This window comes from Citrobacter sp. H12-3-2 (genome assembly GCF_009649895.1).
Taxonomy (GTDB): Bacteria; Pseudomonadota; Gammaproteobacteria; order Enterobacterales; family Enterobacteriaceae; genus Citrobacter; species Citrobacter portucalensis.
Map to the genome: position 1 here is coordinate 2828280 of NZ_CP045837.1, position 16254 is coordinate 2844533.

At 51.2% G+C, this 16254-nt stretch carries 16 protein-coding genes; 2 read left to right on the plus strand and 14 right to left on the minus strand.

Annotated elements, in window-relative coordinates; translation table 11 throughout:
* Positions 1-169: 169 nt before the first annotated feature.
* The 7 genes from chbG to osmE form a co-directional block, all read right to left on the minus strand.
* On the minus strand, positions 170-928 hold the full coding sequence (gene chbG / locus GHC22_RS13525; RefSeq protein WP_153753240.1) for a chitin disaccharide deacetylase: 759 nt from the start codon (positions 926-928) through the stop codon (positions 170-172).
* A gap of 12 nt (positions 929-940) precedes the next feature.
* Positions 941-2296, minus strand: a complete 1356-nt coding sequence (locus GHC22_RS13530) for a 6-phospho-beta-glucosidase (RefSeq protein WP_153753241.1) — start codon at positions 2294-2296, stop codon at positions 941-943.
* A 124-nt stretch (positions 2297-2420) separates the two neighbouring features.
* Positions 2421-3263, minus strand: a complete 843-nt coding sequence (gene chbR / locus GHC22_RS13535) for a transcriptional regulator ChbR (RefSeq protein ID WP_085951046.1) — start codon at positions 3261-3263, stop codon at positions 2421-2423.
* Positions 3264-3273: 10 nt separating this feature from the next.
* Complete coding sequence (gene chbA / locus GHC22_RS13540; protein WP_003832549.1) at positions 3274-3621, minus strand: PTS N,N'-diacetylchitobiose transporter subunit IIA; 348 nt, start codon at positions 3619-3621, stop codon at positions 3274-3276.
* A gap of 54 nt (positions 3622-3675) precedes the next feature.
* Positions 3676-5034: a PTS N,N'-diacetylchitobiose transporter subunit IIC gene (gene chbC, locus GHC22_RS13545; RefSeq protein WP_003030619.1), complete on the minus strand. Its 1359-nt coding sequence runs from the start codon at positions 5032-5034 to the stop codon at positions 3676-3678.
* A gap of 87 nt (positions 5035-5121) precedes the next feature.
* Entirely contained in the window at positions 5122-5442 is a 321-nt protein-coding gene (gene chbB / locus GHC22_RS13550) for a PTS N,N'-diacetylchitobiose transporter subunit IIB (protein ID WP_003832547.1), read from the minus strand.
* A 298-nt stretch (positions 5443-5740) separates the two neighbouring features.
* Positions 5741-6082, minus strand: coding sequence for an osmotically-inducible lipoprotein OsmE (gene osmE, locus GHC22_RS13555; RefSeq protein ID WP_003030621.1), 342 nt, complete (start codon positions 6080-6082; stop codon positions 5741-5743).
* A gap of 211 nt (positions 6083-6293) precedes the next feature.
* Between osmE and nadE the strand changes: the two genes are divergently transcribed.
* Together nadE and cho are read left to right on the plus strand one after the other, a co-directional pair.
* The gene (nadE, locus tag GHC22_RS13560; RefSeq protein WP_100272572.1) at positions 6294-7124 is read left to right on the plus strand and encodes an ammonia-dependent NAD(+) synthetase; all 831 of its coding nucleotides are present in this window, start codon (positions 6294-6296) and stop codon (positions 7122-7124) included.
* A 131-nt stretch (positions 7125-7255) separates the two neighbouring features.
* Positions 7256-8143: an excinuclease Cho gene (gene cho / locus GHC22_RS13565; RefSeq protein ID WP_153753242.1), complete on the plus strand. Its 888-nt coding sequence runs from the start codon at positions 7256-7258 to the stop codon at positions 8141-8143.
* Here the strand turns inward: cho and ves are convergent.
* The 7 genes from ves to GHC22_RS13600 all read right to left on the minus strand — a co-directional run bounded on the left by ves (position 8103) and on the right by GHC22_RS13600 (position 15890).
* A complete protein-coding gene (gene ves / locus GHC22_RS13570) occupies positions 8103-8678 on the minus strand; it encodes an environmental stress-induced protein Ves (protein WP_103285095.1) in 576 nt (191 codons plus the stop codon). The genes cho and ves overlap by 41 nt on opposite strands.
* A gap of 353 nt (positions 8679-9031) precedes the next feature.
* Complete coding sequence (gene spy / locus GHC22_RS13575; protein ID WP_003832537.1) at positions 9032-9517, minus strand: ATP-independent periplasmic protein-refolding chaperone Spy; 486 nt, start codon at positions 9515-9517, stop codon at positions 9032-9034.
* A gap of 348 nt (positions 9518-9865) precedes the next feature.
* Positions 9866-10831: a succinylglutamate desuccinylase gene (gene astE, locus GHC22_RS13580; RefSeq protein WP_100272575.1), complete on the minus strand. Its 966-nt coding sequence runs from the start codon at positions 10829-10831 to the stop codon at positions 9866-9868.
* A complete protein-coding gene (astB, locus tag GHC22_RS13585; protein WP_103285093.1) occupies positions 10824-12167 on the minus strand; it encodes an N-succinylarginine dihydrolase in 1344 nt (447 codons plus the stop codon). The genes astE and astB overlap by 8 nt, the downstream gene beginning before the upstream one ends.
* The gene (gene astD / locus GHC22_RS13590) at positions 12164-13642 is read right to left on the minus strand and encodes a succinylglutamate-semialdehyde dehydrogenase (RefSeq protein WP_125362989.1); all 1479 of its coding nucleotides are present in this window, start codon (positions 13640-13642) and stop codon (positions 12164-12166) included. Before astD ends, astB begins: the two co-directional genes overlap by 4 nt.
* The gene (gene astA, locus GHC22_RS13595; RefSeq protein ID WP_060682309.1) at positions 13639-14673 is read right to left on the minus strand and encodes an arginine N-succinyltransferase; all 1035 of its coding nucleotides are present in this window, start codon (positions 14671-14673) and stop codon (positions 13639-13641) included. Before astA ends, astD begins: the two co-directional genes overlap by 4 nt.
* On the minus strand, positions 14670-15890 hold the full coding sequence (locus GHC22_RS13600; RefSeq protein WP_153753244.1) for an aspartate aminotransferase family protein: 1221 nt from the start codon (positions 15888-15890) through the stop codon (positions 14670-14672). Before GHC22_RS13600 ends, astA begins: the two co-directional genes overlap by 4 nt.
* Positions 15891-16254: the final 364 nt, after the last annotated feature.

The following is a 16254-nucleotide window of genomic DNA, read 5'->3' on the forward strand; positions in this document are numbered from 1 at the left end:
AATTCTAAAAATCAGAAAACCGCTATCTTAGCCGATTTTGCCACTGGGCGGTGCAAAAACAGCGTATTCATGAAGGGAATGACTATATCGGGGATCGCAGACGGGTTGCAGGTGCTATTTGTGCCACAAGCAAAAAAATGCGGCGCATTAAGCGCCGCAAACTCAGGAACTACACGTTCAGAAAACTGCCAAGACGATAACCGCGCTCCGCAATTGCATATTTCAGTGACGAAGACGTCAGCACGTCGAGCTCAGTTAAGCGGGGGTAACAGTAGGCACTTTGACGAATAATGTCATCGATAAAGGCCGGATGACACATCACTTCCAGCGAGGACTCGCCTCGATCGGCTGACGCGTCCAGCGTCTGTAAAAACAGAGCCTCTGAAATCGCTTCGCCGTAAAACTCGCTGCTGAATCCCTGGGAGGTACGTAACGTTTCCGGAAAATCAGACGCCTGGAACACGGTCTGACGATCGATACGCAATGCAATCCCCTTCTGGGCAGCAAACCCGGCTACGATAGGGAAAATTTGCGGGAACATATGCACATGGTGATGGCTATCCAGATGCGTCGGCTCCCGCCCGAACAGGTCAATAAAACGCTGATACTGCGCGGCCAGCTCCTGAGAAATTTCATCCAGCGGCAAAGTGTCCTCCTCTGCCATCTGCCAGATCCATTTCCCCAGTAATCCGTCACGAGTAAGGCCCGGCATTGCCGTCAACGGCCTACCCAGCGTCAGAACAAAATGCATCCCGACGGCAAGTGCAGGTATGTCGCGACTCAGCTGTACCGCATGGTCAATCGCCGCACCGTTAACCAGCGCCGTTGTCGAGGTGACAACGCCATTACGACAGGCTTCAACAATGCCGTAGTTTTGTCCTCTACTCAGGCCAAAATCATCCGCATTAACAATCAGTACGCGTTCCATAGCCGACCTCAGTTAGTGTTGTTCGCTTTTGAGTTTCTCAATGCACCCGGCGAAGTTTGGCAACCATTTTTCATGCGCCAGGATTAGCTCACGCGCCAGAATCTCGGCATCGCTGTCAGAATGAACCAGCGGACTCAGGTTTAACGCCAGCAGCACATCATTCAGCTCGCCGCTCAATGCCGCATTGCTCACCGCAACCTCAAAGCCTTTGATGGTGTAGATAAGACCGAGCACTTTCTCATCAAAATGGGTAATACGTGGGTGCGGCGTAGCACCGTTACGTCCGAGCGTGCAGGTCATCTCAACCGCCCAGTCCGCAGGAATGTTATCAACATGTCCATGATGTGGAATGTTGACGTAGTGCTCGGTCTGTTTGTCGTTGTAGATGGCGTTGATCACTTCACAGGCCGCATCGGAGTAATACGCGCCACCGCGCTGCTCCAGCTCTTTCGGCTTAACGTTTAGCTCAGGATTTTTGTAGAGATCAAACAGTTGTTTTTCTACTTTTTGTACTACCTGGGCACGTGCGCCGCCCTTATAGTACTCGCCCATTTCGATCGCCAGCATCTCTTTTGGCTTGAAGTAGTACAGCAAATACGAGCACGGCAGCAGCTTCAGCGAACGAATCAACCCTTCGCTGAACGGCAGGTCGAAAATGTTCTTCACGGTGGAAGCTTTCAGTTGTCCAGAAGCCACGCCGTCCAGCAGTTCATCAAAGCGTGATGTACCGTTCACCAGCACGTCTTTAATAAAGACCATGTGGTTCAGACCGAACAGATCGATGGATAAATCATCGCTCTCTTTCAGCGCCAGCACATCGCTAATGAACATTTTCATGCCGACAGGAATATTACACACACCGATGAATTTCTTGAAATTCGTGTGGCGATAGACCGCTTCAGTCACCATCCCTGCCGGGTTAGTAAAGTTAATCACCCAGGCATTCGGGCACAGTTCTTCCACATCTTTAATAATGTCAAAGATAACCGGAATGGTACGCAGACCTTTGAACAGCCCGCCAGCACCGTTGGTTTCCTGTCCCAGATAACCGTGGCTCAGCGGAATGCGTTCATCCTTTTCACGGGCTTTCAGTTGCCCTACGCGCAGTTGGGTGGTAACGAAATCAGCATCTTTCAGTGCTTCACGGCGGTCCAGCGTTTTAAACAACTTCATCGGTACGCCGGCTTTGTCGATCATGCGCTGGCAAAGGTCAAAAATAATGTCCAGCTTCTCTTTTCCACCGTCGACATCAACCAGCCACAACTCAGAAACCGGTAATTCATGATAGCGCTTAATAAAGCCTTCAAGTAATTCAGGGGTGTAGCTGCTCCCGCCACCGATAGTGACGACTTTTAATTTCTGGCTCATACTTTCTCCCTTCAGTGTAAAAACACTGACGTGTATTATGCTCAACCCGTTTGTCAGGTATAGCGTGGCTGTCCCGACGCTATTTTGGGCAAGCTATAAAAAATGTGTTATTGGCAAATAATATCTACTGATTAAATTCAGTTAATTTCTTACGGTAGCTATTCGGTGTAAACGACGTCAGCTTTTTAAACGTTTTAATAAACAGGCTTGGACTACTGTAGCCAGACTCGTAAGCAATATCCGTTACAGAATAGTTCGTCATTTCCAGCTGTTTTTTAGCAAAGTTAATGCGGATTTCATTAATAATCTGCATCGGCGTTTTGCTGTAATAACGCTGGGTAGCGCGGGTCAGATACTCCTGGGATTTCGCGGACAGGTGTACCATATTTTCCAGCGCATTCTCGCTAAACTGCCGTTTGTCGTGCATGGTCTCGACGGTGGTTTTAAGCCACTGCGGAATATCATCCAGCACTTGCTCTTCGCGATGATGGCGTAACCGATTTATAATATAGAAGGTGACCACTTCTACAAATTCATCCAGCCCGCTCTCACGAAAGTTAAGTGATGCAATAACCGTTTCAATGTAGGTAAGAAACGAGTTATTCGCCCGGTAGACCTGCGATGCAACGAAACAAAATGGCAGCAGCGGGTGATAGTGCTGTTCAAAAAAACGTTTACTGATGCCAACGTTAAGGATCCTTGTCGCACCAAAATCATAAAAACTCTGGTGGTGCGATCCCAACGGGATAAAGACAAAGTCTCCACGTTCAAGCAGTACGCGTTTACCGTTGATTTCCTGATAATAGCGCCCGGTTAAAACCAGGGTAAACTCATAGTAGTCATGCTGATGCAGCCCGCTGATGCTCTCAGTTTTGTTATAGATGAACACATGGAAATTTTTGCCATTAAACAGCTGCTGTTCATAAACGGTTTTGATTTCCGGTGCGTTAATCTGTAGCTGCATTATGCACTCCTCGCTATTTCAGCTTTTCGTGAAGCTCAATCAGTTCAGTCACCAGCTCACGCGCCAGCATTGATGTCATCAGGTGGTCCTGTGCGTGGACCAGCACCAGGCTAACTTTCATTTTACCTTCGCCCTGATCGCCTTCAATCAGTTTCGTTTGCACGAGGTGCGCTTCGTTCAGCGCCAGACGAGACTGGTCCATCATGGTCTTAGCTGACTCGAAATCACCCTGCTTGGCCATTTTGAGTGCGCCGTACGCCAGGCTACGCGCCTGACCGGAGTTGATGATGAGTCCCATCACCACTTCTTCAAGTTCTTCTGCTTCTGACTGCGTGTCGACGATGTTCTCGATATCCAACATACTTTTTTCCTCTGGTTCAGTCCGGCATGACCGTAAAGCCATGCCGGATTAAATTTAGAATTTTAATGCGTTAGCGATATCTTCTTCGCTTTCTTCTTGGTCAATAACGTTCTGAGCTTTGTTGGCTACCACCACGAACGGCAGGTAAACCAGCGTTGCGATACCGAGGTTGAACAGCGCGACCAGCAGAGCAGCGACGCTACCGTTGGTGTTAAAGAACGCGCCCAAACCGGTTGGCATAGTCCACGGTGCAATGTTGGTAATCGGTGGAATAATGCCTGAGTAGTAAGCTGCCAGCGTAATCGCCGCCAGAATCGGTTGCACCAGAATGAACGGGATAAACATCACCGGGTTCATGATGATCGGCAGACCGAACAGGATAGGTTCGTTAATCTGGAACAGACCTGACGGCAGTGCCAGTTTAGCAACCTGACGATAGTCAGGACGACGCGATGCCAGGAAGATAGCGATAATCAGACCCAGCGTTGCTCCGCTACCCCCAAGGAAAATATAGGAGTCGAGCATCGGTTTCGCCCAGACGTGGAACGTCTTACCGGCTTCCAGCGCGGCATCTACGGAACCAAACTGTTGGTAGATAGAGATGTTTTCCAGCGCCCATGGCGTCATGATACCGCTGTCCAGCGCAGTCAGCGCCAGTGAACCGTGAATACCGAAGAACCACAGCAGCGGGACAAAAATCACGTAGGCCCAGCCCACCACGCTGCCCAACGACGCCAGCGGAGTTGAAATGGAATCCATAATGATCTGGTGGAAGTTCGTACCCCAGGTGTTCAGTGCCCAGGCGATGATCCCCATAATCGAGAGGATAAGGAAGCCAGGAATCAGCGCAGAGAAAGAGCGCGATACGGATGTCGGTACGCTATCAGGTAATTTAATGACCCAATTGCGACGAACCACAAAGGTGAACATTTCCGCGACCGCAAGGCCGATAATAATACCGGAAATAATATTGGCACCGCCGAGCCAGTTTGCGCCAACGGCATAGGCTTCACCCACGCTATAAGGCGTTACGGTCATAAACGCGGCGACGGATAACAGCCCGGCAGCCAGTGAGTCGACTTTACGTTCTTCTGCCAGCGCCATGCCGATAAAGAACGGCGCCATCAAGGACATGATACCCAGCGTACCGTTATAGACGTTTCCACCAATGCCTTTCAAGCTATTCAAAGTTTCAATAGTTGAAGCATCAAGTCGAATGCCCATTGAATAAAAAAACGACCCCTCCCCAAAGCTCAGGAAAACGTTATTGATTAATACAAACATGGCCCCTGCGAGGGTTAACGGCATTAAACGAATAAAGCCGTTCTTGATTGCATTAACGTGTGGCTGCTTTCCAATTTTTACAGCAAAAGGAAGGAGTACCTTTTCAAGTGAAGCAATAGCGTTACTCATAGAAAAATACCCTTAAATACCGCAATTAATAATTGCGGTGAATGTTAATGAAATAACTCTTTGACGGGAAAAATTAAAATAAAATAATTAATTTGCTGCGGCTTTTTTAATTGCTGCAACAGCAGCCTTAAGCACGCCTAAACCATCGACTTTGCCATACAGCAGCGAGTCAATCACTTCCACAGGCTTGTTGGGTAACAAACGCTGAATTTCGGGCAACATATAAGCAATTTGTGGACCTAATAACACGACATCGGCGACAGGACCTTTTTCTCCGGCCAGCGTTTCAGGAAATGCTTCAATAATAACCGGCACTTCGTATTTTTCGGCCTGAGCACGCATCTTCGAAACCAACAATGAAGTCGACATGCCCGCAGAACAAAACAGATAAATGTGTTTCTTTTCCATTAAAACGATCCTCATGTGCGATTATCTGTCAACCAGACACTCCGCAAGCCATAACCTGCATCCATGCTCTGGGTAACTTGCGTCAGCTAAATTACTTTTTTAGGTGGCTGAAATGAGTATACGGGATTGCACCGGTGGATGGTATTTCCTTGACCAACTAAATTGTCTCTCCTTGACCTGTTGTTATGACCCCCCTCACATTTCGGGCAAATAATTCGCGGCAATAAATAAGATCGTTCGGCACAAAAAAACCGGCGCGATGGCCGGTTCTTCTGAATGCTCAGGCAATAAGCAGTTGTTACTTCTTCGCCGCCTGCGGGTCAGTGTCGTACTCTGCGCAGGTCTGGTAACCGGAGTTAATCACATGTCCGGTGTCGTCTAAAGCAACAAAATAGGTTTCAGCTTTACCATCTCGTTGACCCAGGATGTAGGTCTGGCATGTCCCGCGCGCATGAATCATGCTGACTTCAGAAGAAGGTTTACCGGCAATCTGCGCCACCTGCGCCCTGCTCATCCCTTTCTTCACATCTTTCACCACGGGCTGAACAAATTGGTCTTTGGTGCGATCGTAGGCCGTACACCCTGCCAGCATAGTCAAAACAGCCGCTGCGCTTAGAATTCCTGTTAGGTTCTTGTTCATATTCCGTCCTCTTGTATTTCAGCGTGTTATATAAGCCTGGAGCACAACAACACATTTTTCAAGCAATCAGATGATACTTAGGTCGTTTCGGAAAATTCTATTAAAACAAAATGATGTTAGATCAGGCCTGCATCCCTTGTCGTTTGGGTCCCAACGCGTTAGCTTTAACACATCATTTTTTTTGATCATTTCATTTTTCGGAGGGGGTTAAATGACTCTGCAGCAAGAGATAATCCAGGCGCTTGGCGCAAAACCGCGAATTAATGCAGAAGAGGAAATTCGCCGCAGCGTGGATTTCTTGAAATCCTACCTGCAAACGTACCCTTTTCTGAAATCACTGGTATTAGGGATAAGCGGCGGACAGGACTCAACGCTCGCGGGAAAACTTTGCCAGATGGCTATTTCCGAGCTTCGTGAAGAAACGGGGAATGACGCGCTGCAGTTTATTGCCGTACGTCTGCCGTATGGCGTTCAGGCTGATGAACAGGACTGTCAGGATGCCATCGCCTTTATCCAACCTGACCGCGTGCTCACAGTAAATATTAAGGGTGCAGTACTGGCCAGTGAACAGGCCCTGCGTGAAGCGGGTATTGAACTGAGCGATTTTGTCCGTGGCAATGAAAAAGCCCGTGAACGTATGAAGGCCCAGTACAGTATCGCCGGAATGACCAGCGGTGTTGTCGTGGGTACCGATCATGCAGCAGAAGCCATCACCGGATTTTTCACCAAATACGGCGATGGCGGTACTGACATTAACCCTATTTTCCGCCTGAACAAGCGTCAGGGTAAGCAGCTGCTTGCCGCACTGGGTTGCCCGGAACATTTATATAAGAAAGCGCCAACGGCCGACCTCGAAGACGATCGCCCTTCTCTGCCGGATGAAGCCGCATTAGGCGTCACCTATGACAACATCGACGATTATCTGGAAGGAAAAACGCTGGCTGCCGACATCGCGAAAAAAATTGAAGGCTGGTATCTGAAGACCGAACACAAACGTCGCACACCGATTACGGTGTTTGATGACTTCTGGAAAAAAGCGTAATTTTTTTAATCACATATCGCCGGATAGCACTGGGATCACCGCTGTCCGGCCCCTCCCCCTGGTCTGATGCCGCTTTTTTAATCGGTTTCAAACTGCTACACTGGATGAATAACCAGCATCCGGAGTGAGAAGTGGTACGGCGTCAATCAGCCCCACGCCTGACATTTGAGGCAGCGGTAATCTATGAATATCCAGAGCACCTGCGTCCATTTTTGAGTGCGCTTCCCACCGCGCCAGGCGTCTATCTGTTTCACAGTGAAAGCGACACTATGCCGCTCTATATTGGTAAAAGCGTCAATATTCGCAGCCGCGTGCTGGCACACCTGCGTACCGCAGACGAAGCGGCAATGCTGCGCCAGGCCAAACGCATTAGCTGGATTTGTACGGCGGGAGAAATTGGTGCCCTGCTGCTGGAAGCGCGGTTGATCAAAGAACAACAGCCGTTGTTTAATAAACGACTGCGGCGCAATCGTCAGCTTTGCGCCTTGCAGCTTACCGACCGAACTGTTCAGATTGTCTACGCACGAGATATTGATTTCTCCCATGCACCCAATCTGTTTGGCCTGTTTGCCAATCGTCGCACAGCGCTACAAGCGTTGCAAAGCCTCGCGGATGAACAACAGCTGTGCTACGGCCTGTTGGGGCTGGAACCCCTGAGTCGCGGGCGCGCCTGTTTTCGCTCCGCGCTTAAACGCTGCGCCGGAGCGTGCTGCGGGAAAGAGAGTCATGAAGCGCATCATTTGCGTCTGTTAGCGGCGCTGGAAAGAGTGAGAGTGATTTGCTGGCCATGGAGCAATGCCATTGCACTGCAGGAAACCGGCGCTGAAATGACACAGTACCATATCATCAACAACTGGCTGTGGCTGGGAGCCGTTTCAACGCTGGATGAAGCGACTACCCTGGCGCGTATGCCAGCAGGCTTTGACCATGATGGTTACAAAATTCTCTGCCGGCCTGTTCTGTCTGGTCAATATGACATTATTGAACTGTGTCCGGAGAATGCCCCGGCATCCAGTTAATCTCGCTGAACAGCAATTTTCCCTCGCGCTCCAGCAGTCGTAATGTGTGTTTGCCGTCATGCCAGCTCGCACCCTGGTCGGCCGTCAGCAGTTTATCGCCCAGTTGCCAGGCACCACTGATAACAAACACCACGCCGCCGCGTGAACCAAAGGTCGTAAAGGTGCGATCGGCAACTCTGACTTTTGCCTGGCAAACATCTCGTCGGGTCATGATATTAAAATCCATAGACATCTGCCCTTCCGTCAGCTTTGCTTTTACCACCTTGTCACCGGCAAAGGTAAAAGGTTGGTGCTGTTTGAGGGTATGCGTAAAGATGTTCGCTTCTTCCAGAGTGACCTCCCCTCCCTCCAGCAGCGTAATCACGCGTTCTACACCCGGGAAAAGTGAAAATTCACCGTTTGCTGCAATGGAGGCGATACTCGCCCGCCAGTGAAAATCTCGTGTTGCTGGCGGAAAACAGCAAATCTCACGCGTTTCCCCCGCACCATTCCGCCAGAGGTTAACCGGCATTTTGCGGATATCAAAGTATTCCATCATCCCTCCAGAAAGGAGAAGCATGGCAGCCTGCCGTAAACAGACAGCCATAAATCATCATTATTATGTTCACCCTGCAGATTATTGTTATCGGCAGCAGAGTTGATTTGCCTTAGCGATGAACCCGGCATTTTGCAAAAAAGAATAACGCCCTGATCCAGGTAGAATTTTCGCGGGCTTCAGGAGAATAGCGTGTCGTGCGTCCGGTGCAATAGGCAGAAATGAAAAAACCGCCGATCCTGCCCACATCGTTATACGTGTTGTGGACAAGAGCGGCGGTCTTGAGTTTTGTTTCACACTGTGCGGCAATCAGCGCGACACAGTGTGAATGATTTAGTGTAGACGCTGATCGATTACTCGGCAGCTTCCGGCATTTTACCTTTCTGCGCTGCACGTTCTGTCAGACGCTTCTCAAAATTGGCATTAAACTGCTTTTTCTGTTCCGGGGTCAGAATGTTGTAAATTTTGTTCTGGGTTTCCATATGCGCCAGCATGTTGGCTTTGCGCTGTTCTTCCATCTTCGCAATCTGCGCTTCGGCTTTCGCTTTATCGAAGCTATCGCTGGCGATGATATCGTGCATTGCACGGCGTTCTTCCAGCGGCGGACGTTTCATCTGATCGCGCTGGCCTTTCATGATCTCGCGAATCTGCTGTTTCTGAGCGTCAGTCAGATTCAGGTCTTTAAACATCATGTCGTGATGCGGGGCAAATTTGCCGTTGTGGTGCATCATCGGTTTAGCATCCGCTGGTGCAGCTGTTGTAGTGTCAGCAGCATGAGCCAGGTTCGCAGCACCCAGCGCCAGAGTAGAGGCAACAAACAGAGCAGTCAGTTTACGCATAATTTCTATCCTTTCTTTCAGTTATTTTTACGACACTCATGCGACTCTTATGCAATGTGATGTCGTGTTGACGAGAGTAACTTTACCGGCTTAATCGTCAATTAATCAGAGCAACGGTAAAACCGTGAAAGTGTAAAAAACAAACTTTCATCAATTATGGAGAAAAAAAGAATAAATTGCGTAGAGTTGAAATTAAAAATTACAAGCGGATGATTTTGAAAGGATTATGAAGAACTATACCTGAACCATGATTATTAAGAAAGCAACTCACCAGGAATAATCCGTAATAAATAAAAACAGCACGTAAAAATAAGCCCTTAGGGATAAACCTGAGGGCGAATATATTTATCACAACTTTTCGAGCATCAATCCGGCACGTAAACCACAGGCCACGTTAGGGTTGGGAAAGAGAACGTATTCAACATCATGGGTGACGATAAAACGTTCATCTCCGTCCTGCGCCAGCAAGGTGCCTTCTTTAAAGGGGGTAAAGTTTAGCGTCTGGTTATCCATGTGGAGAATGAAATCGTCGCTACGACGCGTGATTTGCGACACCACGCGATAACGCAGCGGGGATATTTCTCTCGTCGCCCCTCGTTCACCCCGCAGCAGTTTCTCCAGTGCGTCTGCCGTTTGTGCAAACTGGGTGAGGTCGTTTTGTCCAAACGGCAGCGCTTTACCCAGTTCCAACGTACAGGCCAACGCACCAAAATGTTCCCCGCTAAAATGGGTGAACGTGCCGCCAGGCGTCTGATGGAAAACTAGCGCTTCCAGTCCCGCATCCCCCAGCCATTCAAGAAAATCCTCGTCCCAGGCAACGTTGCGTTGTGGCAATACGCCAAAGCGCAGATGCTGTGAACCGCGGATCGCGGTGTGCAGATCCAAATGCCAGCGCACAGGCTCCTTTGCGCGCGAATAAAAATCTTCAAGACACAGCTCAAGCTCGTGGGCTCGGTGCGTTTCTTCACTCGCGGTAAAAATCTGCCACCGGCCGCCAAACATACGATTCAGGTCGCTATGACAATATCGTTTTCCCGCAGCCAGCGCCTGCGGGTTTCCCAGAATCACCAGCAGCCGCCATGTCAGTGTCAGCTCGCCGCTAAACAGACTGGAAAGCAATGAATCGAGTATCTCTACCGGCGCGGTTTCATTGCCATGGATCCCCGCAGACAGCACCAGTGAATGTTCAACGGGTGCAAGCGGCGTCAGTTCCAGAATTCCGTGACCGATCCACTGCCAGTCAAAACCATGAGTGGTTCCTTGCGTTTTCTCTGGAGTGGCGCCTGCGAGCGTGATCGCCAGAAAGTTATCCATGGCGCATCCCCTCCTGCTGGAAAGGATACACTGAGCCGAGGTTGAGCAATTGGGTCAGCGTATCCAGCGCTTCACGCCCCTCGCGCAACAGCTGTGGGTCGGCAAGGTCGGCAGCGGTAAGACGATCGCGATAGTAACGGTCAACCCAGTTATTCAACGTGTTAAACAGCGTGTCGTTCATGATAACCGCCGGATTCACCGCCTGCTGTTCCTGCGGGGTGAGCACCACTCTCAGGCGCAAGCATGCCGGACCACCGCCGTTGGACATACTTTCACGCAGATCGAATACCCGCAGGTCATCGATCGGATTGTCTTCCTCGAGAAGCCGGTTCAAATACCGCCACACGCCAGCATGCTCCCGACACTCCTGCGGCAGGACCAGCATCATCGAACCGTCACTACGACTCAGCAACTGACTGTTAAACAGATAAGTGGTCACAGCATCCTGCACCGACACTTCCGCTGTCGGGACTTCCAGCGGGGTAAAACCTGCCACCTGACTGCGCAACTGCTCTAACAATGCCTGCTGTCTGACAAACGCCTGCTGATGACAAAACAGCACCTGGCGATTCGATACCGCAATCACATCGTTATGGAACACGCCAAGATCGATAACGTCCGGGTTTTGCTGGGCAAAAATGCGCTGATGTGGGTTGACCTGATTCAGTCGCGCGACCGCCTCGCTGGCCTCACGGGATTGCCTTGCCGGATAGCGCTTCGGTTGGGATGCATTGCCTTCTTCACGACCGTAAACAAACAACTGTACGCCGGGGTCACCGTAATCTCCACCGAGGCGGTTATGGTTTGCCGCCCCTTCATCGCCAAAAAGCGCAACCTGGGGTAACGCACCGTGGACCGCAAAGCTATTCTCATCACGGAAAATCGCCCGTAACAATGCTTCGGTAGTAGGCGCTTCCAGTGAACGGTGGAACTTATTATTCAGATTCGCCACCGTCAGATGCACTTTCCCGTCCAGCGAGTCTGCCGAAGGGCAAACCGTTGCCGCATTCGCTACCCACATAGGCGATGCGGAGCTGGCACTGGAGAGCCAGTGAGGCGCCTGACGCGACACTTTCTCCAGCACCTGTTCGTCACTGCCGCTAAAACCCAACTGACGCAGAACCGGAATATAAGGCCGCTCGTGGGGCGGGATCACCGCCTGAGGAAATCCCGCATCCGCCAGCGCTTTCATCTTTAGCAGACCTTGCTTTGCCGCCAGACGCGGGTTCGACACCTGAAATCGATGTTTGGTTGAGGCCTCATTACCAAATGACAATCCAGCATAGTGGTGAGTCAGTCCCACCAGACCATCAAAATTTACCTCACGGGCTTTCATAGCTTATCCTCGCGAGAAAAATCCAGTCCGGGGCTAAGCGCCGTTGGCAGCGTTAAGGCCGGGGATTCCAGACTTGCCATCGGCCAGGCGCAATAATCTGCGGCATACCACGCGCTGGCGCGATGGTTCCCGGAAGCGCCTACACCGCCAAACGGTGCGGTACTCGCAGCGCCGGTTAACGGCTTATTCCAGTTGACGATCCCTGCCCGCGCCTCCAACAATAGCTGTTCAAACTGGCCGCGATCGGGCGAAACTAACCCACATGACAATCCAAAACGGGTGTTGTTCGCCATACGAATCGCATCATCAAAGCTGTCATAACGCCAGACGCCGAGCAGCGGACCGAAAACCTCTTCATCAGGTACGTTCCCCGCCCCGGTCAGTTCGATGATTCCAGGGGTCAGCAGTGACGTTCCGGCATTTAACAGACGTGGCGCTAACAGCGTACGACCGCCCAACGACGCCAGACGCTGCCAGGCATCATAAACGTGTTGCGCTGCCTGTTCGGAAATCAGTCCTCCCATAAATGGCTGCGGTTGTGCATCCCAGTTGCCGGGCATTAAACGCTGACTAACCTCCACCAGACGCGTCAGGAACGCATCACCCTGCGCGCCTTTTTTTACGAGCAGGCGGCGGGCACAGGTACAGCGCTGTCCGGCGGTGACAAATGCGGATTGAATAGTCAGATGCACCGCGGCATCAATATCCTCCGGATTCTCAATAATCAGCGGGTTGTTGCCCCCCATCTCCAGGGCAAGGATTTTTTCCGGCTGGCCGGATAACTGCTTATGCAGCTGATAACCGGTATTCGCACTGCCGGTAAACAGCAGGCCATCGAGGTCTTCCAGCGCACTCAGCGCCTGTCCCGTTTCACGTCCGCCCTGCACCAGATTCAGCACGCCCGGCGGCAACCCCGCCTGCTCCCACAGTTTTATTACTGCTTCACCGGTCCACGGCGTCAACTCGCTGGGTTTGAAAATCAACGTATTGCCTGCCAGCAATGCCGGAACAATATGACCATTGGGTAAATGACCGGGGAAGTTATACGGACCAAAAACCGCCAGCACGCCGTGTGGGCGATGGCGCAACGTTGCCGCACCATCCGGTAGTTCGCTGTGCTGCTCACCGGTACGGGCATGATAAGCTTTGACGGAGATGGCGATTTTATTGATCATCGCCGTCAGTTCAGTCGCGGCTTCCCAATGAGGTTTTCCGGTTTCCTTGGCGATAATCTGAGTTAGCTCGGCTTTATTGCTTTCCAGCAATAAAGCAAACTTTTCAACAATAGTCTGGCGTGCGCTGAAAGGCTGTTTAGCCCAACCGGCAAAGGCTGCTCGTGCGGCCTGGCACGCTTGCGTCACCTGCATTGCATCTGCATCATTACCGTGCCACAGCACATCACCGCTTACCGGGTTGGTTTTCACCCGACGCTCGCCCAGCCCCGTCACCCAGTCACCGTTTATCCATAGTGTCATGCTGTTTTCTCCTCTGCACAAAGACGTACAAAACGTACATGGTCGCCCGCGTGGCATTTCAGGGCATCCAGTTGCGCCGCCGTCAGTACCAGACGTTGGGTATCCGGGTCTGCGCGAACCAGCATGACGCGGAAGTTTTGATAGTTTTCATTGGCAACCAGACAGGCCGGATAATCACCGGTTGCTGGCTGACCTTCCGCCACTTCCACCAGCCTGCTTTTACGAATAGCCCGAACCCGGTCGATATCGCATTCCAGCGTTGGCCCACCGTCGAAAATATCGACATAGTTGCGGTAGCGAAATCCTTCTTTCTCCAGCACCGCCCGCGCTGGGGCCGTTTGCGGATGCACCTGACCAATCACGCCTTGCGCTTCATCAGACAGAAAATGGGTATAAATAGGATGCTTGGGCATCAGTTCAGCAATAAAGGCTTTCTGCCCTGTCCCGCAGAGAAAATCCGCCCGGCTGAACTCCATTGAGAAAAAGCGTTTACCGAGGCTTTGCCAGAACGGCGAGTAACCGTGCTCATCAATCACGCCGCGCATCTCGGCCACGACTTTCTCATTAAATCGGTCGCGAAAGGCCGCCATAAACATAAAGCGCGATTTTGACAGCAAATAGCCGTTGCCTTCTTTTCGCCAGTCCGGATCGAGAAACAGCGTGCAAAGCTCGCTGCTACCCGTGTGATCGTTACTCAGAAACAGCGTCGGCAGCGCGTTATAGACATTCAGCTCTTTCGAGGCGTGGACCAGGGTACCAACCCGATAGTTGTACCAGGGATCGTTAAGCCCTACCGCCACCTCAATGGCGCAAATCCCGGCCACGGTCCCGCTGGTACTGTCTTCAAGCACAAACACATATCCCTGCTCACTTTTTGGCAACTCACCGCGCCAGGTTTGGAGTGAACGTTCGATACGCGCCATCAGCGTAGCTTCATTCGCCGGTAGCGAGGTCAACCCGCCGCCGGTCTTACTGGCAAGCTGCATCAACGCGGTGATATCCGCGCGTTCAATGGGACGAATCACCATCATGATGAACCTCCTGCTTTAATGCGTTCGCAGGCCAGCGCAAAGCGATCCAGTCCGGTGGCGACTTCTTCTTCGCTGACGTTGAGCGCTGGCGCAAAACGCACCACGTTAGCGCCAGCGATCAGTACCATCACCCCGGCAACAGCCGCTTCTTGCGAGATGAGTTTCGCTTTCCCGGCAAATTCCGCGTTCAGCACGCAGCCGATCAGCAGTCCGAGTCCACGAATTTCACTAAACAGTCCAAAACGTTCGTTAATGGCGTTTATACGCTCCACAAACCAGTCGTGGCGCTGTTTTACTCCGTTGAGCACTTCCGGTGTATTCACAATTTCCAGCAATTTACCTGCCACCGCCGTCGCCAGCGGGTTTCCGCCGTACGTTGTACCGTGTGTACCAACCGTCATCACACTGGCGCAACGCTCTGTCGCCAGCAGTGCGCCGATGGGGAAACCACCGCCCAGCGCTTTTGCTGTCGTCAGCAGATCCGGCGTCACGCCGTAGTGCATATAGGCATACAGTTCCCCGGTACGGCCAACGCCGGTCTGAACTTCATCAAAAATCAGCAGCGCATTATGGCGATCGCATAACTCACGTAGCCCCTGCAAAAAGGCTTTTGTTGCCGGTACCACACCGCCTTCACCCTGCACAGGCTCCACGATAACCGCACAGGTGGTGTCATCAATCAGTTGGCTGGCAGAATCGAGATCGTTGTATACGGCATGACGGATATCCGGCGGCAGCGGCGCGAAATCCTGTGAATAGGCAGGCTGTCCTCCGGCGCTGACGGTAAACAGCGTGCGGCCATGGAAAGCATTTTTAAACGCTACAATCCCGCTCTTCTGGCTGCCAAATCGATCGTGGGCATATTTACGCGCCAGTTTTAGTGCCGCTTCGTTGGCTTCTGCGCCGGAGTTACAGAAGAAAATGCGCTCGGCGAAGGTGGCGTCAATCAGCTTTTTCGCCAGACGCAGTACCGGCTCGTTGGTGTAGCCATTTCCCGTATGCCAGAATTTGCTCGCCTGGTCGTTTAATGCCTCGCGCAATACCGGGTGGGCGTGACCCAGCGCGTTAACCGCAATGCCTCCCGCGAAATCGATATACTCTTTACCCTGCTGATCCCACAGACGTGAACCTTCACCCCGCACCGGAATAAAAGGGGCCGGAGCGTATACGGGCATCATCCATTCATCAAAATTTTCACGCGTAATTGACAGAGACATAGCGACCTCAACGGTAAATAAAAGGTTATTTATATGTTAATAAATATAGTGTTTGCGGTGTAAATGTAGATTGCAGGGTTCGTGCCAGCCAGCGAAAAAAGTGCATAAACGGATGTCGATGACGGAATATCAACAGGTTACAACGTGGCGATATTCACTGCATGTGCATATAAAGTGAATATGTTTGCGCATCAGGCGACTAAACAGAGGAAAAAACGCAGTTTTATTCAGTCGCCAAATATAATTCTGGAATTGTGATCGTATACGAAATTTTTCGGAAATTATTGCTCCATTCCGACGCGCTTCGCGCCAAAACGGTGCAGTTTTTGCTCCATCGTTAACACCATTAGCAATCATTGTTGGA